Raw genomic sequence first — 17387 nt, 5'->3', positions numbered from 1 at the left:
CGGTTCCCATGGTCTGCCCGGGGGGTGGGCAGGCTGGGGCCAACTCTTTCCAGCCTCGGGCGTTGATAGGGCTCACAGGAGCAAGCCCCTGACCGCCGCCGCCTCGAAATCTTCGGTCTGGCGCCGCATGCGTCGGCATACGCGTGATCTGGCCGGACGGCTGTTCGTCCATATCACCACGCGTGACCCTGTCTTCCTCGCCTTTCGTCATCCTGGCCCGGTCGAGGCGGGGGCGGGAGGGCTGGTCATGCTCATTGTCGCCGCTGTCTTCAGCGCCCTGCTGTTCCTCGACTGGAACATTTTCCGCGGCCCGATCGGGCGCTGGGCCTCGGCGGCCTACGACCGTGAGATCGTTCTGGGCGGCGATCTGGACGTGCAGATACTCAGCTGGACACCGTCCGTCACTGTGAGGAAACTCAGCATCGGCGGACCTCGCTGGTCGCGTGGGCGCAAAACCGCAGATGTCGACATCCTCCATGCGTCGTTCCGGCTGCGGACGCTGCTGGCCGGCCAGATCGAGGTGCCGCTGCTGGCCTTTACCCGACCCCGGGCCACCCTGATCACCGACCGCGAGGGCCGTCAGAGCTGGGCCCTGAACCCCGACAGAGCCTCGTCCAGCGGCGGGATGAAGCTGCCGGTCATCCAGCAACTGGTCATCGACAGCGGCCATCTCGTCTATGAAGATCAGAGACGCGACCTGACCCTGGACGCTGAGATCTCGGCGCGTGAAAGCGCCCGGGCGGGCGGCGACGCCGGATTCGTGCTCGACGGTCAGGGACGTCTGAACGGGTCGCCGCTGACCCTTCGGGTTGAGGGCGGGCGCTTCGTCGCCGTCCGCCGCAACCGGCCCTATCGTTTCAACGCCGTCCTGACGGGCGCGGGATCGCGACTGAGCGCTGACGGCGCCATCACCCGTCCATTCGACCTTGGACAGTTCGCAGCGACCATGACGCTTGAGGGACGCAGCCTGGCCGATCTGTATCTTCTGACCGGGGTCGCCCTGCCGACCACGCCCCCGTATCGGCTGTCAGGGGCCCTGAAAAGAGACCGGTCAGTCTGGACCTTCACGGATTTCAAGGGTCGGGTCGGGGCCTCGGACCTGTCGGGCGATGTGCGGATCGAGGCGCGCGAGAGGCTGCGTGTCGAGGCCGACCTGACCTCGCAACGTCTGGATCTCGACGACCTGATGGCCGTCGCCGGGGTCCGGACGCAAACGGCGGCGTCGGGCGGCAATACCACTGCGGTCGGTTCAGGCGTTCCCGGCAAGCTGTTGCCGGACGCTCCGCTGCAGACGGCCCGTCTTCGGACCATGGACGGAACGCTGACCTACAGGGCCGCCAGTGTGAGGGCCAACGCCCTGGATGTGCGCCGGGTCACCCTGGGCGCGGACCTGAAGGCGGGGGTGCTCAACCTCGACCCTGTGGCCTTTGTCTTCAATCGCGGCGAGCTGAATGGCGCGGCGCGCATCAACGCGGCGCGCCACGTCCCCTACAGCACGGTCGATTTCCGGTTGGGCGGATACCCTCTGGAGTCCCTCATTCCAGCGCGGGATGGAACATCGCCCCTGACCGGCCGGGTGCTGGGACGGGCCAGACTGGAAGGGGCCGGCGCCTCGATCCACGATTTCGCCGCCGGATCGAAGGGCACGCTCAGCCTTGTCCTGCCGCAAGGGCGGATGCGTGCGGCGTTCGCTGAGTTGCTGGGCGTCAACGCCTCGGCAGGCCTGCTGAAGCTGCTCAGCGGGGACACATCGACCAGTTCCATCCGCTGCGGCGTGGCCGATTTTACCGTGGCCGGCGGAACAGCCACAGCCCGGACCCTGGTGATCGATACCGATGTCGTGCTGGCGACAGGAAAGGGGACCATCGACCTTGGCGCCGAAACCCTCGACCTGCGGATCGACGGCGAGTCCAAGAAGCCGCGTCTGTTGCGGCTATGGACGCCGATCACGGTCAGCGGCCCGTTGACGGCGCCCCGGGTGGGCGTCGACATCGGACAGACGGCGGCCCAGGTCGGGCTGACCGGCGTGCTGTCGGCCCTGGTTGCGCCGGTCGCGGCCCTGTTCGCCTTTGTCGATCCGGGGCTGGCGGACGATGCCGACTGCGGCGCCCTGATCGCCGGCGTCCGCTGAACCAGGTCACCAGCCCCATCCGTCCCCTTGCAAAACGCGTATCGGCGGGGAACCTATCCCTATGACTTCAGGACATGGCATGACACGGAGAGGCATACTGGCGCCGATGGTCGGGGCTATGCTGGCGGGCTGCACCCCGCTCGGCCTGCTCAACCGGCTGGGGCCGCGCGACCGGGGTGCGACCCGGCTGGCGCGCGACATCGCCTATGGGGACGATCCGCGACAGAGGATGGATATCTACGGCCCGCCGCTCGACAGCGCCGATGTCGCGTCGGGCGGGCTGCCGGTGGTGGTCTTCTTCTATGGCGGCGGTTGGGATTCGGGCTCCAGAAGCGACTATGGATGGGCGGCCCAGGCCCTGGCCTCGCGTGGGTTCGTGGTCTTTCTGCCCGACTATCGGCTGGTGCCACAGGTGGTCTTCCCGGCCTTTGTCGAAGACGCTGCACAGGCGACGGCCGGGGCGGCCGGGCTCGCGGCCCAGTATGGCGGCGACCCCACGCGGTTGGCCGTCTCGGGGCATTCGGCGGGCGCCCATCTGGCCCTGATGATCGCACTGGACCGCCGCTATATGCAGGCGGCCGGACGGCCTGACCTGATCCGGGCGGCGGCGGGCCTGGCCGGCCCCTACGAGTTCCTGCCGCTCAATGTCGCGGCCTCGATCAACGCCTTCGGTCGCGTCCCGGACCCGACCCTGACGCAGCCGGTGACCTTCGTGCGCCCCGACGCCCCGCCGCTTTGGCTGGGTCACGGTTCGGCCGACACCGTGGTCCATGCCGAGGACTCCATCATTCTGGACCGGCAGACGCGCGCGGCCGGCGGCCGTTCAGAGCTGAAAATCTATCCGGGGCTGGATCATGCCGACCTGATCGCGACCTTCTCGCCGCTGTTCCGCAAGAAGGCCCCCGTGCTGAACGATGTGTCGGGCTTCCTGCACCGTCAGTTGGGATGAGGACTTCGTCAGGGACAGTCAGTGGCGCGCGGCATCTTCAAGGAACATGGTCGGCCTCTGTCTTGGGGGTGATGCCATGCGTATGACGATTGCGGCGATGATCGTGGCGACCCTCGCCGCCGGACCGGCGTGCAGCCAGGCCACGGGCACGGATCGGCCGGTCCCGACGACCATCCCCGCCGCCCAGGCGGAGGCCGCCCGCCTCAGCCCCCTGCCGCTGGATGTCGCGAGCGATCAGCGCGACTGGCAGGCCAGTCGCTCCGACAATGACGACCGCTGGTATCTGGAGCGTCTCCAGCGCCGCATCGTCCATGACCGTCGGGCGCGCGCGCTTCGGGTCCAGCCCGCCGATCTGGAAAAGGACTGTCTGGAAATCGAGCTGAAGGGCTGCGGCGTCGAGGGCGGCGGCTTCCTGCGCGGTGGCGACGACTTCACCCTCTACTGGCAGACCCAGGACGGCTTCACCGAGGAGGATGGCGTCGGCGGCGGGGTGGTGGTGCTGGAACGGCGGGGGGGAGCCGGCCCGCTGACGCCGCTGGTCTGGACGTCCGAAGGCGCGGCCTATGACGCGCCGCTCCTCACATTCGAGGGCGACGGACAATGGCTTCTGATCCTGCCCGGCGTCTCGCGCGGGACCGGCTCGGGCGACATGCTGCGGATGATGCTGTTCCGCAACGGGGCCTGGCGTCAGGTCGATACGGACTGGCAGTCCCGCGCCGGCGCCCTGCTGCAGGGCCGGGAGGTGCGACACCGGCCGAACTGGAGTTTCCACGACGGCATGCGGGCGATCACTCCCCTGTGGAACGCGTCCGACGCCCAGTGCTGCGGGGAGGCCGGTGTGGCCCTGCTGGAGTTCGGCATCGTCGACGAAAAACTGACGCTACAGGACCTCAACATGCTCGGCGGCGCGCGCTGACCCTCGCAAGCGTCGCCGTCTCGCCAAGGTCATGATCTTCCGCTAGAGGAGGCCATGACAGAACAGATGAACGCATCGGCGGCCCTGGACCGCCTCGAAACCCTCTACACCCAATCGGTCGCCAGTCTGCGCAGCGCAGTGCGAACCTTCATCGACACCGGCGAACGCGTCGACGTCGAGGCGCGTGCCCGGGGGATGTTCGCCTATCCCCAGCTCAAGGTCAGCTGGTTCGGCGACCGCCCCGCCAATCTCGAGGCCCGCGCCTACGCCCGGCTGTCGCGACAGGGCATCTATTCCACGACCATCACCCGGCCGGACCTGTTCCGCCCCTATCTGCTCGAACAGCTCGGCCTGCTGGAACAGGATTATGGGGCGACCTTCGAGGTCGGGCCATCGGAGCAGGAAATTCCCTTCCCCTATGTGCTGGACGGTTCTGATGTGGTGCTGGACCGGTCGATGACCGCCGCCATCGCCCGCTGGTTCCCGACGACGGATCTGGCCCATATCGGCGATGAAATCTCCGACGGCCTGTTCGATCTGGATCAGGATTTCCCCCTGTCCCAGTTCGACGGCCTCCGCACGGACTTCTCGCTTGCCCGGCTGCGGCATTACACGGGAACCCCGGTAGAGGACGTCCAGTCCTATGTGTTGTTCACCAACTACAACCGCTACGTCGACGAGTTCGTGCGCTGGGCGGTCGAACAGGTGCGTGATCCCTTGACGCCCTACCAGACCCTGTCCTGCGCCGGAGGGGTGGTGATCACGCCTGAGACCGCTGATCCCGAGGCCGCCGTCATGGACGCCGCCTGGAAAAAGCACCAGATGCCGGCCTATCACCTGACAGCGCCGGGCCACACGGGAATTACCCTGGTCAACATCGGGGTCGGGCCGTCCAACGCCAAGACCATCTGCGACCACCTGGCCGTCACCCGACCCCACGCCTGGATGATGATCGGTCACTGCGGCGGCCTGCGTCCCACCCAGACCATCGGCGACTATGTCCTGGCCCACGCCTATCTGCGCGATGACCATGTGCTGGACGCGGTTCTGCCGCCGGACATCCCCATCCCCTCGATCGCCGAGGTCCAGCGCGCCCTCTTTGACGCCGCCAAGATCGTTTCCGGCGCCCCGGGCGAGGAGGTCAAACGCCGCCTGCGCACCGGCACGGTGGTGACCACCGACGACCGCAACTGGGAATTGCGCTACTCGAAATCGGCGCTGCGCTTCAACCAGAGCCGCGCCGTCGCCATCGATATGGAAAGCGCCACTATCGCCGCCCAGGGCTATCGCTTCCGCGTGCCTTACGGCACCCTGTTGTGCGTGTCGGACAAGCCGCTGCATGGCGAGATCAAACTGCCGGGTCAGGCCAACCGCTTCTATGAGGGCTCGATCTCCGAACACCTGCAGATCGGCATCAAGGCGGTGGACCTGCTGCGCAGCGAAGGCGCGAAACTGCACTCCCGCAAGCTGCGCGCCTTCGACGAGCCGCCGTTCCGGTAACCAGAACCGGTGATCAGTCCCCGTCATCCTCGATAGCGTGGATCTGGTCGTCGTCGAGGCCGAAATGGTGACCGATCTCGTGGATGAGGACGTGGGCGATCAGTTCGTCCAGACCCACGTCGCCGCGCTCGCACCATTCATCGAGGATCGGCCGGCGATAGAGGAAGATCCGCGACGGCTCGGCGGCGGGGCCGAGCCCGTCGCGGCGGCCGATGTCGACGCCCTGATACAGGCCGGTCAGTTCGAACGGATCGTCCATGCCGAAATGGGTCAGGGTCTCCTCGTCCGGGAAGTCGTCAATGCGGAACACCACCTCGCCGGCCGCCCGACGGAAGACCTCGGGCAGGGCCTGAAAGGCCGCCTCGGCCAGGGCGGCGAAATCGTCGAGCGACGGGGCGGCGCGATCGGTCCAGTCTGAAGGGGCGGGCATTGGACCTCGTGACGAGCGGGGCGAGTGGTGAGAGGCGAGTGTGGGTATCGGGCCTCCCCGCCACAAGGCGGCGAGGCTGCGACTGCGACGATGCGGCCCGTTCTGGTCCGTCGCCCCTCGCCAGTCGCCACATCTCCGCTATGGTGAATCGACGAATCGGCAGGTGAAGGAATGGCGGAAGCCGAAATCGCCTTTGTAGCAGCAGCGGGCGCGGCGGGACTGGCCCTGTCTGTGAGCGCCTGGGCCTGGCGATTGCATCGCCGCGTCGCCGCGCACGAGGCGACGATGGAGCGGCGCGCCGCCGGCCAGGCCTCGGCCCTGTCCGAACAGAACGGCGCCCTTGCGGCCTTCGACGATCTCCGCATCGGACTGACGCCAGACCAGACCTCCGTCCTGGGCGCGCCCTCCGCCATGGCGGCGGCGAGAGCCGCCCTGGCGCCCGGCGAGAATGACGATGACGCCGGGGCTCTGGTCGGCGCCGTGCGTGCGGCTTTCCCGGAAGCGCTCGCGTCCCTGATCGAGACCGGCGCCCCGTTCGACGAGAAACTGGAGACGCCTTCGGGAGTCTGGGTCGTGGAGGGCCGGCCGGCGCCCGGGGCCGCCTGGCTGAGACTGGCGCCGGGGACTGACCGGGGACCTGACGTCGATGTCGGTCTGGGTCTTTTGACCGACGCCTCGCCAGCACCGACCTGGGTGGTGGATCGGGCCGGAGCGCTGGTCTGGGCCAATCGCGCCTGGCTGGCGGAGGTGGGCGGACCGGATCTGGACGAGGCCAGAAGCCGGACCCTGAGCTTCGACCGTGGCGCGGACTCCATCCTGAACGAGGCGCGACGTCTGGGCGTACGTCAGGAAGGGTTCCGCTGGACCACGGGCGGAGATCGCCGCCGCGCCTGGCGGATCGTCGCCGAGCCTCTGGCTGCGGCCGGGGTGGTGCTCGCCTTCGCCGTGGACATGACCGACGCAGAAGAAACGCGCGACACCCTGCGCCGTCACGTCGAGGCGCATGACGAGACCCTGAACCACCTTGCCGACGCGGTGGCCATCTTCGGTCCGTCGAAACGGCTGGCCTTCCACAACACCGCCTTCCAGCAGTTGTTCAACATCGACCCGGCCTGGCTGGACGAACGGCCGACCCACGCCGAACTGTTGGATCGTCTGCGTCAGAAGCGCCAGCTGCCCGAGGTCGTCGACTATGCCGGGTGGAAGGCCAATGAGCTCGACTTCTATGGCGCCGCCGAGGCCGCGCCGGATGACAGCTGGTCGCTGCCGGACGGCCGGACCCTGCGCGTCGTGCGCCAGCCCCATCCCCTGGGCGGCATTCTGCTGCTGTTCTCGGACATTACCGACGAGCTCCAGCTGCGCAGCCGGTACAATGCCCAGATTCAGGTCCAGACGGCGACGCTCGACAAGCTGAACGATGCGGTCGCCGTGTTCGGGTCGGACGGGCGACTGCGGCTGCACAACGACGCCTTTGAGACCTTCTGGGGCCTGTCGTCGGATCAACTGGTCGAGGCCGGCGATTTCGACTCTGTCGCCGCCCTAGCGCGGCGGACCATGCCGGACCCCGCCCTGTGGCTGGGGCTGAAGGCGCGGGTCGCCGATCCCGATCCGGAAAGCCGGGTGCCGATCTCGGGGGAGGGCCGCACCGCCGATGGTCGCGTCGCGGCCTGGCAGACCCGGCCCCTGCCTGACGGGGCCACCCTGGTCGCCTTCTCTGACGTCACCGCCCGCCGTGAGCTGGAACAGGCCCTGGCGGCCAAGGCGGCGGCGCTGGAAGAAAGTCAGGCCCTGAAGCGGGAATTCGTCGGCTCGGTCAGCTACGAACTGCGTACGCCCCTGACCACCATCGTCGGCTATTCGGAGCTGCTGGAGACGATGGGCGACCTGCCCGAGCGCAGCCGCCAGCACGCCGGCGCGATCCGCACCGCCGCCAGCCAGCTGGCCCGGTCCATCGACGACGTGCTGGACATGGCCCAGATCGACGCCGGTGAGATGGAGCTGTCGGTCGCCGAGGTCCGCATTTCTCAGCTTCTGGACGCGGCCGCCGAAACCGTGCGGGCGCGGATCGAGGGCAGGGGGGCGTCGCTGATCGTCGAACACGGCCTTGGGCCGGCGGCGATCCGTGCCGACGCCCGCCGGATCAGCCAGGCGCTGGATCATCTGCTCGACAACGCCGCCCGGGCGGTGTCCGAGGGCGGTCAGGTCCGGCTGTCCGCCGAATATGCAGCGACGGAGGTGCGGCTCCGCGTCGAGGACACCGGACGGGGCATTCCCTACCATCTCCAGGCCCATGTGTTCGACCGCTTCGTCAGGCGCGAGCGCGGCGGCCCCGGCGTCGGTCTGGCCCTGGTCAAGGCCCTGGTCGAGTTGCACGGCGGCTGGGCCGAGGTCGAGAGCGAGCCCGGCAAGGGCGCCGCCTTCATCCTGCACCTGCCGCTGGCGACAGCGTCGGAGCGGGCGTTGGGATGACCCGCTAGGCGCGCGCGCCGTGGCCGATCAGCCAGGCGGCGACCTCGGCGTGACGATTGCGGCGCGCCTGGCTGAGCGGGGAGCGAATTTCAGTGACGCCGGACGTCAGCGTGACCGGCACAGCCAGATTGACGTCAGCGCCGGCGGCGACGAGCCGCTGCACCACGGCCAGATGGCCCTCGCGCGAGGCGTTGATCAGGGGCGTCTCATCATCGGGGACGATCGCGTTCACGTCGGCGCCGAGACCGATGAGATCGTCCGCCATCTCGATACAGCCGTTGGCGGCGGCGGCGATCAGAGGATTGCCGTCGCCCCTCATAGGACGGTCGATCTCTGCGCCCTGGCCGATCAGGAAGCGCGCCATGGTCAGGTCGCCGTTGCGGGCGGCCGCGATCAGGGGCGTGCCGTCGCGAGCGCGGCCCTCGTCAACATCGGCGCCGTGAGCGAGGAAGGCCGTCGCCGCGCCGATGTCGCCGGTGCGGGGGCATCCACGACCCAGCCGCCAGAGGCCGGCGCAGCGGAGGACGTCTGGGCCGACGCCTGGATCGTCGCGCCGCCGAGCACGGTCGCGGTGAGGACGCCAGCGACAATCAGGCTCCGGGCGGAGGGGGACTTCGAGGTCATGGGCGGCTCCGTAGGATCGCCCAGCTATGGCAGAGGCAGGTTCGGTGGCTACTTAAGGATTGGTCATCTACGCATGCGCTGGCGCGCGGATCGGCGGGAGAATAAAGGAACGGGCATGACGAAGCTTCTCAAGACCGCCCTGATCTACGACTTCGACGGGACCTTGGCGCGTGGGAATATGCAGGAGGTCACCTTCATTCCCTCGGTCGGGATGGACATCGGCGACTTCTGGGGCGAGGCGGACCGGCTGACCAAGTCGGCCGATGGCGACAATATCCTTATGTATATGCAGCTTATGCTGCTGCGATCGCGCCAGAACGGACAGACGATCACCAAACAGCTGCTGGCCGGGCACGGCCAGGACGTGAAGCTTTTTGACGGACTGAGGTCCGACCTGACCGGAAAGGGCTGGTTCGAGCGGATCGACGCCATTGGCGCGAAATACGGACTGGAGATCGAGCACTACATCATCTCCGCGGGCCTTGAGGAGATGATCGACGGCTGTCCGATCCGCGATGCCTTCCACCACGTCTTCGCGTCCAAGTTCGCCTATGACGAACACGGGGTGGCGATCTGGCCGGCGGTGGGGGTCAACTACACCACCAAGACCCAGTATCTGTTTCGCATCAACAAGGGCGTCCTGAACCACTGGGACCACGAGCGGATCAACAAGTTCGTCCCCGACGACGACCGCGCCGTGCCGTTCGAGCGGATGATCTTCATCGGCGACGGCGACACCGACGTCCCGACCATGAAGATGATGCATACCAAGGGCGGCTATTCGATCGCCGTCTATGATCCGAGGAACTCCGACAAGGATCAGAAGAAGATCTACAGCCTGATCTCGGAGGACCGGGTCAACTTCGTCGCCGCCGCCGACTATCGCGAGGGCCAGCCGCTGGATCTGATCGTCAAGGGACTGATCGGCCGGATCGCCATCAATGCGGGCACAATGCCCGCCATCGACTGACCGTCACACCAGCCCGGTAACCGCCGGCGCCTCCGCGCCGCTGTCGGGGAAGACCTGGCGGTCCAGCGCGGCACGTTCCACCCCCAGATGGTCGCGCAGCACGCCCTTGAAGACGGCCCTCACGTCCAGCGTCGGAGCGAGGTCGCGGTTCTCGAACAGGGCGGCGTCAGAAAGTCCCGGCCAGTCGCCGATCGGCCCGCCGCGCTTGACCGCCCCGCCGGCCAGCATCAGGGTCGAGGCTGTGCCGTGGTCGGTGCCGAGGGTGCCGTTGATGCGCGCCGTCCGCCCGAACTCGGTGGCGACGACCACCACGGTCCGACCCCACTCGCCGCCCAGCCCCTGACGCAGGCCGATCACCAGCTGGTCCAGCTGGGTCAGTCGCGCCTGAAGCTGGGGTGACTGCCTCGCATGGGTGTCCCAGCCGTCCAGCGACAGGGCGACGACGTCGGCGCCGGTTTCACCCGTCATCAAGCGCGCCACGGCCGAACCGAGGCCGGCGGCGTCACCGCGGCGCGGCGCGCCGTCTGTTCCGCCCGCCATGCTTCGCGCCTGGGCCTCGGTCTCCAGACCGCGCGCCAGGTTGGTCGCCAGCAACCGGTCCTCGGCATAGAGGTCCTGCAACAGGGAGGCGAGGCGGTCATCGCCGCCAATCCGGCCGCCGGGCGCCCAGCTCGAGGTCTCCGCCGGCCCCCGCAGGATCAGCGGCGTCTGTGCGCCGATCGACAGGCCGCGTCCGTTGGTCGCGCCGAGCGCCCGGTTCAGCCAGCCGCTGTCGGACTGGTGCAGCCGTTCGCCGCCGCTTTCCAGCATGTCCTGGGCGTCGAAATGCGATCGGATGCGGGTCGGTATGGCCACGGCCGGCGCAAAGCGCAGCTGACCCTTGCCATAAAGACCATGCAGGTCGGCGAGGGCAGGATGCAGGGCGAATCCCTGCTCCAGCCCGAGCCCGCCATCCGCCCCGCCAGGCGGCTTCATCGCCAGCGGGCCGCGCAGCCGCTGGTAATCGGCATCAGCCCATGGCGCGGTGACGGACAGGCCGTCCATGGCGCCGCGGGCGATGACCACGACCAGTTTGGGCCGCCCGCCCGAGGTCTGGGCCCCCGCCTGTCCGGCAAAGGTGAGGCTGAGACCGCCGAGACCGAGACCGGCCAGCAGGCGGCGGCGGTCGAGGGCGAGGGCGAGGGAAAGCTCGGTGTTGAAAGCAGTATGGGTCATCGGCGCTGGAACTCCGGCGACATGAGAAACAGGGTCAGGGCTTCAGGCCGGCTCTCGGCGCGGGCCACGGCGGTGCGGGTGCGGTCGGACAGGCGCAGGCCGAGCGCCGCCTCGGCGATCACGGCGGGCTCTCTCTGGCCCCGGGCGGCATCCGCGACGACCGAGGCCCACTCCAGCCGTTTGACCAGGGCGTCCGGCCCGGCCCAGTCCGCCGCCGTGTCGGGCCATCCCTCAGGCGAGGGAGGCGAAAAGGCGGGCTGGCCCATCGCGATCAGCGGCTGTTGCAGGCCCTGCGGCCGTTGCGGCTGTGTGCCAAGCGCGCGGTGGGTGGAGACGATGAACTCATACGGCGTCTTTACCTTGGCCGGAGCGGGCGACCAGGCCTCCGGCGCCGCGATCAGGGCGCGGGCGACGACGTCCAGACGGCCGTTCGAGCCGAGCCAGGCCGCTTCCAGCGCCGCGACGAGGGCGGGCGGCGGGTCGTCGGCGACGAAATGAACGGCGATGCGACGCGCGAGACGTTTCGCGGTCTGCGGCCTCGTCGCAAGGTCGCGCAGGATCGTTTCGCCCTGCGATGCTCCGCCTTGGGCATAGCGGCGGCCCATGACGGTCCGCTCTCCGGGCTCATGCACGATCGGACGGAAAGCAAAGCCCCTGTCGCCGGCCTGTTCCGCCACCTGCGCTGTGCGTCGCGCGTTCGGTCGCCGGTTCCGGCCGTCCCTCCCGCCGGCCTGCCCCGCCAGCGACCAGCCGGTCAGGGCGCGGGCGAATTCTGTGACGTCGGTCTGGGTATAGCCGCCGTCGGCGCCCACGGTGTGGAGCTCAAGGATCTCGCGGGCCAGGTTCTCGTTCAGCCCGGCGGACCGGCGTTGGCCGGCGGGGCTGTTGGGCCCGATGGACTGGGCCTGATCGAGATACAGCAGCATGGCGGGGTGTTGTTCGGCCGAGACGAGCAGGTCGGCGAAAGGACCGAACACATACGGTCGGATCGCCTCGCGTTCATACTGGCCGATGAAGACCGCGCTGGTGAACTTCACCGCCGACACGGTCAGGGCGTTGATCCAGAACAGGGCCCATCGCTCCGCGAATCCGTCCGGCGTTGAGGCGCCCAGCCGCGCACGGGCCAGAAATTCCTGGGCCGTATCCTGCGCCAGATTGCGGCGTTCCAGCCGTCGGGCGTCGAACGCCGCCTCGGCTGCGGGATTGGCGGCGACGCCGTTCGCCGCCATGGCCGGCGCCATATCCGGCATCGGCGGGCCGGACGTCGGGGTTTCGCCACGCAGCTGACGCGCAGTCGCGGCGGCGTCCCTGTATTCGACGAATTGCCGGATGCGCTGGCCTGAATCCGGAAAGACCCCGGCGGGCTGCGGCGCGCCTGAGGTCCTGATCTGGTCGTCCAGCCAGGCTCGGGGATCCCGCGCCACAGTGGTGATCTCGCCGGGTCGGGCGCCCAGGCCGAAGCGGGTCAGGGCGATTGAGGCCGCGAGCGTGCTGTCGGGTCGAGCCATGGAAGCCTGCCTTTGTGCGGATCAGCGATAGCCGTCCAACGCACGGCGCCCGGGAATCCGGCGCGACCCGGGGTCAGGCCGTGCGGTGACGCATCCAGGCGTCGCGAGCGGCGGTCAGCCGCCCGGGCACCAGACCCGTCAGAAGCGTAGCCCGGAGCTCGCATTTCAGGCCCAGGTCCTGCCCCTTGACCCAGGCCACCCGGGCCTCGCAGGCCGTTCCCGCCGTCAGGTCCACGACCACGATCACGGGCGCCAGACCCATCGCCCGGTCCAGCCGGATGCGCAGGCCGTTTTCGGACTCGTCCACGATCAGACAGCGCGTCTCCTGACCGTCCGAGAGAATCAGGCCGCGCGAATCCACCAGACGCCGAGGTTCGGCCCGGCGCTCGTCGGATCGGGATGTCCGGTCGAACAGGCTCATCGACAAACCAACGCCCGAAACCGGTCGAGGGGTGCGGTCCGGGCGCTCAGTGCTGGCTTTCCGGCAGGCGCACGATCAACCCGTCCAGGGCGTCCGAGACCCGGATCTGGCAGGACAGGCGGCTGTTCGGCTGCACATTCTCGGCGAAGTCGAGCATCGACTCCTCCATGGCCGAGGGACGCCCCGTTTCTGCGGCAAAGGCCTCGTCGACATAGACGTGGCAGGTGGCGCAGGCGCAGGCGCCGCCGCAGTCGGCGTCGATGCCCGGCACATTGTTGCGGATCGCGCCTTCCATGACGGACAGGCCAGCCTTGACCTCGACCGGATGCTCTCGGCCGTCGTGTTCGATGTAGGTGATCTTCGCCATCAAGGCCTCTTAGCAAACGCGGCATGTCGGTCAAAGCGTGGTGTGAGGCCGTGGTCAGGCCGCGACATAGACCCAGGCCTCGACCCCGAATTCGGTGATCGTCAGGATGCGGCGATAGTCCTCGCCTTCGTAGAGGTCTGCTGCATGCAACTCGTCTTCAGTGATGCGGAACACCACGCCCGGGATCACGTCGTCGCCGGGATTCAGGACCGGATAGCGGGTCTCGCCACTCGTCGCGACGCCCTCCGGGCCCGCGATCTCGAACCAGGACAGGGCGAACCCCGCCAACCTGTCGGCGCGACCTTCCAGCAAACGGCCGAACGTCGCGGTCTGGACCGACGGGTCCTGCAGGGTTCCGTAGGAAAACAGCAGGACGTCGCTCATGGACGGGACGAACCCGCGGGATTCAGGCCGCAGCCTTCTTCCGGCTCGGCGACACCATAAGGGCCTTGGTCTTGGCGATGGCTGCGGCCGGGTTCAGCCCCTTGGGGCAGACCTGGGCGCAGTTCATGATGGTGTGGCAGCGATAAAGCTTGAAGGGATCCTCGAGATCGTCGAGCCGCTTGTCCGTCGCATCGTCGCGGCTGTCGGCGATCCAGCGGTAGGACTGCAGCAGGGCCGCCGGACCCAGGTACTCGGTCTGGTTCCACCAGTAGCTCGGGCAGGAGGTCGAGCAACAGGCGCAGAGGATGCACTCGTACAAACCGTCCAGCTTCAGCCGGTCTTCCGGCGTCTGCAGGCGCTCGGTCTCCGGATCCGGATCATCGGACTGGAGATAGGGCTGGATGGAGTCGTACTGGGCGTAGAACAGGGTCAGGTCCGTCACCAGATCCTTGACCACCGGCTGGTGGGGCAGGGGGGCGATGGCGATGGTCGAGGACGAGCACTCGTCCCAGCCCTTGGTGCAGGCCAAGGTGTTGCGACCGTCAATGTTCATCGAGCAGGAGCCGCAGATGCCCTCGCGGCACGACCGGCGGAAGGCCAGGGTCGGGTCGATCTCGTTCTTGATGTGGATCAGGGCGTCCAGCAGCATCGGGCCGTGATCGTCGGCCGAGACCTCATAGACGTCCCAGCGCGGATCGGCGTCGACCTCGGGGTCGTAGCGATAGACCTTATAGGTCTTGACGTTCCTTGCGCCGGCCGGAGCCTTGTGGACCTTGCCGGTCGTGGGCTTCGAGCCGCGGGGGAGGGTGAGCTGGACCATATCAGTAAACTCGCGCCTTGGGCTCGATGTAGGCCACGTCGTCGGACATCGTGTAGTTGTGCACCGGACGGTAGTCGATCTGGACCGCCTCGCCCGGGCGTTTCCACGACAGGGTGTGCTTCATCCAGTTGGCGTCATCCCTGTCGGGATAGTCCTCGCGGGCGTGGGCGCCGCGCGATTCCGTGCGGTTCAGGGCGCTCTCGATGGTGACGACGGCCTGTGCGATCAGATTGTCGTATTCCATCGTCTCGACCAGATCGGTGTTCCAGATCAGGCCGCGATCCGTGGTCTTGATGTCGGACCCCTGGGCGTCGATGGCGCGCAGCTTGTCGGTGCCCTGCTGCAGGGTCTCGCCCGTACGGAACACGGCGGCGTCGGCCTGCATGGCCTGTTGCATGGCCAGCCGCAGGTGCGAGGTCGGGGTCGAGCCGTTGGCGTGGCGGAACCGGTCCAGCCGGGCCAGATGGCCGTCAGTGGTCGCGGCGGGAGCGTCGGGCACGGCCGAGGCCTTGTCCACCACCTCGCCGACCCGCAGGCCGGCGGCGCGGCCGAACACCACCAGATCGGTCAGGGAGTTGGAGCCCAGACGGTTGGCCCCGTGCACCGAGACGCAGGCCGCCTCGCCCACGGCCATCAGGCCGGGCACCACGCTGTCGGCATTGCCGTCGCGCAGGGTCAGGACCTCGCCATGATAGTTGGTGGGGATGCCGCCCATATTGTAGTGGACGGTCGGGATGACGGGGATCGGCGCCTTGGTGACGTCGACGCCGGCGAAGATCTTGGCGCTTTCGGAAATGCCGGGCAGGCGCTGGTGCAGGATCTTCGGATCCAGATGATCCAGATGCAGGAAGATGTGGTCCTTCTTGGGACCGACGCCGCGGCCTTCGCGGATTTCGATGGTCATGGAACGGCTGACCATGTCGCGCGGGGCCAGGTCCTTCACGGTCGGGGCATAGCGCTCCATGAAGCGCTCGCCTTCCGAGTTGGTCAGGTAACCGCCCTCGCCGCGCGCGCCCTCGGTGATCAGGCAGCCGGCGCCGTAGATGCCGGTCGGGTGGAACTGGACGAACTCCATGTCCTGCAGCGGCAGGCCGGCGCGCAGCACCATGGCGTTGCCGTCGCCGGTGCAGGTGTGGGCCGAGGTCGCCGAGAAATAGGCGCGGCCGTATCCGCCGGTGGCCAGGATGACCATCTTGGCCCGGAAGCGGTGCAGTTGACCGTTGTCGAGTTGCAGCGCCGTCACCCCGGTGCAGACCCCGTCCTGCATGATCAGGTCGAGGCCGAAATACTCGACGAAGAACTTGACCTCGCGGCGGACCGACTGGCCGTACAGGGTGTGCAGGATGGCGTGGCCGGTGCGGTCGGCGGCGGCGCAGGTGCGCTGCACAGGGCCCTCGCCGAAGTTGCGGGTCATGCCGCCGAAGGCGCGCTGGTAGATCTTGCCTTCCTCGGTGCGGGAGAAGGGCACGCCCCAGTGCTCCAGCTCATAGACGGCCTTGGGCGCGTTGCGGACCAGGTATTCGATGGCGTCCTGGTCGCCCAGCCAGTCGGACCCCTTGACGGTGTCGTACATATGCCACTGCCAGCTGTCCTCGCCCATATTGCCCAGCGAGGCCGAGATACCGCCTTGCGCCGCCACGGTGTGGGAGCGGGTCGGGAAGACCTTGGTGACGCAGGCGACCTTCAGCCCCTGCTGGGCGGCGCCGAGGGCGGCGCGAAGGCCGGAGCCCCCGGCCCCGACGACAACGACGTCATAGGCGTGATCGACGAACTCATAGGCGGACATGCGGATCAGACTCCGGCCGGCAGCGGCGCGGAACCCAGCGCCAGCCGCACGATAAGGAAGACGCTGGCGGCGGCCAGCGCGAAGAAGACCAGGTTCAACAGCCAGACCAGCGCCGTCCGCGTTCCGATCTTGTGGATATAGTCCTCGAGGATGACCTTCCAGGCGAGGCTGGCGTATCCGCAGAAGACCAGGATCGTCAGGGCCGCGAGGGCGGCGTTCAGGGGGCTGGCGAACCAGGCCATGACATCCGGATGACCCGCGCCTGTCAGGGTGAAGACGGTCGAGGCGACCCACAGGCACAGAGGCAGAAGGACCAGCAGGGCAGCCTTTTCAGCAGCCCATTCCTTCGCGCCGTGACGCTCGGAAATCTTGACGTTATTGCGGAACTTGGCCCGATTGCTCACAGCGAGACCCTCCCGGTGGCGAACAGGGCGATCCAGATCAGGATCGCGACAACGACCGGCCCCCAGACGGCGACCTGGGACATAAGGTTGGCGGTCTTGACGTCCAGGCCGATGACGAGATCGTTCAGCATGTGACGACCGCCGTTCAGGATGAAGGACAGCAGCACCACGGTCAGGCCGAAGCCGATCAGCAGTCCCAAGGGCGAGGCCGCCACCGCCGCGAACCGGCCGTAGGCCTCGGGGCCAAAGGCCAGGGTCGCCAGCCAGCCGACGACGAAGATCAGGCCGACGCTGCCGGCGATGATCGTCGCGCGGAAGGTGATCGAGGCCAGCATGGTGATGTGCCAGCGCCAGATCTGCATGTGCGGCGACAGGGGCGGGGTGCGGCCGTTGGGTTGAGCGACATAGCGGCCGGTGTGAGCGCTTCCTCCGGCTGGAGTGGCGTCCTGGGGCTGAGTCATGCGAATGGTTCTCAAAAACCCTGATAAATCAG

At 68.1% G+C, this 17387-nt stretch carries 17 protein-coding genes; 6 read left to right on the top strand and 11 right to left on the bottom strand.

Features of this window, described 5'->3' with window-relative positions:
* Positions 1-127 precede the first annotated feature (127 nt).
* The 4 genes from ACW17W_RS15360 to ACW17W_RS15345 all read left to right on the top strand — a co-directional run bounded on the left by ACW17W_RS15360 (position 128) and on the right by ACW17W_RS15345 (position 5496).
* The gene (locus ACW17W_RS15360) at positions 128-2131 is read left to right on the top strand and encodes an AsmA family protein (RefSeq protein ID WP_492077863.1); all 2004 of its coding nucleotides are present in this window, start codon (positions 128-130) and stop codon (positions 2129-2131) included.
* 79 nt (positions 2132-2210) lie between these two features.
* Entirely contained in the window at positions 2211-3080 is an 870-nt protein-coding gene (locus tag ACW17W_RS15355) for an alpha/beta hydrolase (protein WP_492077861.1), read from the top strand.
* Positions 3081-3156: 76 nt separating this feature from the next.
* Positions 3157-3996 carry a hypothetical protein gene (locus ACW17W_RS15350; protein WP_492077859.1) on the top strand — a complete coding sequence of 280 codons (840 nt, stop codon included), beginning with the start codon at positions 3157-3159 and terminating at the stop codon, positions 3994-3996.
* Between the two features lie 54 nt (positions 3997-4050).
* Positions 4051-5496 carry an AMP nucleosidase gene (locus ACW17W_RS15345; protein ID WP_492077857.1) on the top strand — a complete coding sequence of 482 codons (1446 nt, stop codon included), beginning with the start codon at positions 4051-4053 and terminating at the stop codon, positions 5494-5496.
* A 13-nt stretch (positions 5497-5509) separates the two neighbouring features.
* Here the strand turns inward: ACW17W_RS15345 and ACW17W_RS15340 are convergent, their stop codons facing one another.
* Positions 5510-5926 (bottom strand): metallopeptidase family protein, encoded by a 417-nt coding sequence (locus ACW17W_RS15340; protein WP_492077855.1) that lies wholly within the window; start codon positions 5924-5926, stop codon positions 5510-5512.
* Positions 5927-6097: 171 nt separating this feature from the next.
* Between ACW17W_RS15340 and ACW17W_RS15335 the strand changes: the two genes are divergently transcribed.
* Positions 6098-8395: a sensor histidine kinase gene (locus ACW17W_RS15335; protein WP_492077853.1), complete on the top strand. Its 2298-nt coding sequence runs from the start codon at positions 6098-6100 to the stop codon at positions 8393-8395.
* Positions 8396-8399: 4 nt separating this feature from the next.
* On the opposite strand, the gene ACW17W_RS15330 is transcribed toward ACW17W_RS15335, so the two are convergent.
* Positions 8400-8864, bottom strand: coding sequence for an ankyrin repeat domain-containing protein (locus ACW17W_RS15330; protein WP_492080328.1), 465 nt, complete (start codon positions 8862-8864; stop codon positions 8400-8402).
* A 270-nt stretch (positions 8865-9134) separates the two neighbouring features.
* Here ACW17W_RS15330 and ACW17W_RS15325 point away from each other — a divergent pair, with 270 nt between their 5' ends.
* Positions 9135-9989 carry an HAD family hydrolase gene (locus tag ACW17W_RS15325; RefSeq protein ID WP_492077851.1) on the top strand — a complete coding sequence of 285 codons (855 nt, stop codon included), beginning with the start codon at positions 9135-9137 and terminating at the stop codon, positions 9987-9989.
* A 3-nt stretch (positions 9990-9992) separates the two neighbouring features.
* Here the strand turns inward: ACW17W_RS15325 and ACW17W_RS15320 are convergent, their stop codons facing one another.
* The 9 genes from ACW17W_RS15320 to sdhC form a co-directional block, all read right to left on the bottom strand.
* Positions 9993-11204, bottom strand: coding sequence for a DUF1501 domain-containing protein (locus ACW17W_RS15320; RefSeq protein WP_492077849.1), 1212 nt, complete (start codon positions 11202-11204; stop codon positions 9993-9995).
* Positions 11201-12712: a DUF1800 domain-containing protein gene (locus ACW17W_RS15315; RefSeq protein ID WP_492077847.1), complete on the bottom strand. Its 1512-nt coding sequence runs from the start codon at positions 12710-12712 to the stop codon at positions 11201-11203. Before ACW17W_RS15315 ends, ACW17W_RS15320 begins: the two co-directional genes overlap by 4 nt.
* A 73-nt stretch (positions 12713-12785) precedes the next feature.
* Positions 12786-13133 (bottom strand): PilZ domain-containing protein, encoded by a 348-nt coding sequence (locus tag ACW17W_RS15310; RefSeq protein WP_492077845.1) that lies wholly within the window; start codon positions 13131-13133, stop codon positions 12786-12788.
* 46 nt (positions 13134-13179) lie between these two features.
* Positions 13180-13500 carry a 2Fe-2S iron-sulfur cluster-binding protein gene (locus ACW17W_RS15305; RefSeq protein ID WP_492077844.1) on the bottom strand — a complete coding sequence of 107 codons (321 nt, stop codon included), beginning with the start codon at positions 13498-13500 and terminating at the stop codon, positions 13180-13182.
* A gap of 54 nt (positions 13501-13554) precedes the next feature.
* A complete protein-coding gene (locus ACW17W_RS15300; protein ID WP_492077842.1) occupies positions 13555-13884 on the bottom strand; it encodes a gamma-glutamylcyclotransferase family protein in 330 nt (109 codons plus the stop codon).
* Positions 13885-13906: 22 nt separating this feature from the next.
* Complete coding sequence (locus ACW17W_RS15295; protein ID WP_492077840.1) at positions 13907-14704, bottom strand: succinate dehydrogenase iron-sulfur subunit; 798 nt, start codon at positions 14702-14704, stop codon at positions 13907-13909.
* A gap of 1 nt (position 14705) precedes the next feature.
* The gene (gene sdhA, locus ACW17W_RS15290) at positions 14706-16490 is read right to left on the bottom strand and encodes a succinate dehydrogenase flavoprotein subunit (RefSeq protein WP_492077838.1); all 1785 of its coding nucleotides are present in this window, start codon (positions 16488-16490) and stop codon (positions 14706-14708) included.
* Between the two features lie 5 nt (positions 16491-16495).
* Complete coding sequence (gene sdhD, locus ACW17W_RS15285; RefSeq protein ID WP_492077836.1) at positions 16496-16894, bottom strand: succinate dehydrogenase, hydrophobic membrane anchor protein; 399 nt, start codon at positions 16892-16894, stop codon at positions 16496-16498.
* Positions 16891-17355 (bottom strand): succinate dehydrogenase, cytochrome b556 subunit, encoded by a 465-nt coding sequence (gene sdhC, locus ACW17W_RS15280; protein WP_492077835.1) that lies wholly within the window; start codon positions 17353-17355, stop codon positions 16891-16893. Before sdhC ends, sdhD begins: the two co-directional genes overlap by 4 nt.
* Positions 17356-17387 lie beyond the last annotated feature (32 nt).

The organism is Brevundimonas sp. FV1ye29L (assembly GCF_058681095.1).
This window is presented reverse-complemented; position numbering and strand designations above follow the sequence as displayed.

Bases quoted from the DNA above. Each gene is read 5' to 3' on its own strand.
- ACW17W_RS15315 (WP_492077847.1), bottom strand. From the start codon at position 12,712: ATGGCTCGACCCGACAGCACGCTCGCGGCCTCAATCGCCCTGACCCGC.
- sdhC (WP_492077835.1), bottom strand. From the start codon at position 17,355: ATGACTCAGCCCCAGGACGCCACTCCAGCCGGAGGAAGCGCTCACACC.
- ACW17W_RS15360 (WP_492077863.1), top strand. From the start codon at position 128: ATGCGTCGGCATACGCGTGATCTGGCCGGACGGCTGTTCGTCCATATC.
- ACW17W_RS15300 (WP_492077842.1), bottom strand. From the start codon at position 13,884: ATGAGCGACGTCCTGCTGTTTTCCTACGGAACCCTGCAGGACCCGTCG.
- ACW17W_RS15340 (WP_492077855.1), bottom strand. From the start codon at position 5,926: ATGCCCGCCCCTTCAGACTGGACCGATCGCGCCGCCCCGTCGCTCGAC.
- ACW17W_RS15335 (WP_492077853.1), top strand. From the start codon at position 6,098: ATGGCGGAAGCCGAAATCGCCTTTGTAGCAGCAGCGGGCGCGGCGGGA.
- ACW17W_RS15355 (WP_492077861.1), top strand. From the start codon at position 2,211: ATGACACGGAGAGGCATACTGGCGCCGATGGTCGGGGCTATGCTGGCG.
- ACW17W_RS15325 (WP_492077851.1), top strand. From the start codon at position 9,135: ATGACGAAGCTTCTCAAGACCGCCCTGATCTACGACTTCGACGGGACC.
- ACW17W_RS15305 (WP_492077844.1), bottom strand. From the start codon at position 13,500: ATGGCGAAGATCACCTACATCGAACACGACGGCCGAGAGCATCCGGTC.
- ACW17W_RS15295 (WP_492077840.1), bottom strand. From the start codon at position 14,704: ATGGTCCAGCTCACCCTCCCCCGCGGCTCGAAGCCCACGACCGGCAAG.
- sdhA (WP_492077838.1), bottom strand. From the start codon at position 16,490: ATGTCCGCCTATGAGTTCGTCGATCACGCCTATGACGTCGTTGTCGTC.
- ACW17W_RS15320 (WP_492077849.1), bottom strand. From the start codon at position 11,204: ATGACCCATACTGCTTTCAACACCGAGCTTTCCCTCGCCCTCGCCCTC.
- ACW17W_RS15350 (WP_492077859.1), top strand. From the start codon at position 3,157: ATGCGTATGACGATTGCGGCGATGATCGTGGCGACCCTCGCCGCCGGA.
- ACW17W_RS15310 (WP_492077845.1), bottom strand. From the start codon at position 13,133: ATGAGCCTGTTCGACCGGACATCCCGATCCGACGAGCGCCGGGCCGAA.
- ACW17W_RS15345 (WP_492077857.1), top strand. From the start codon at position 4,051: ATGACAGAACAGATGAACGCATCGGCGGCCCTGGACCGCCTCGAAACC.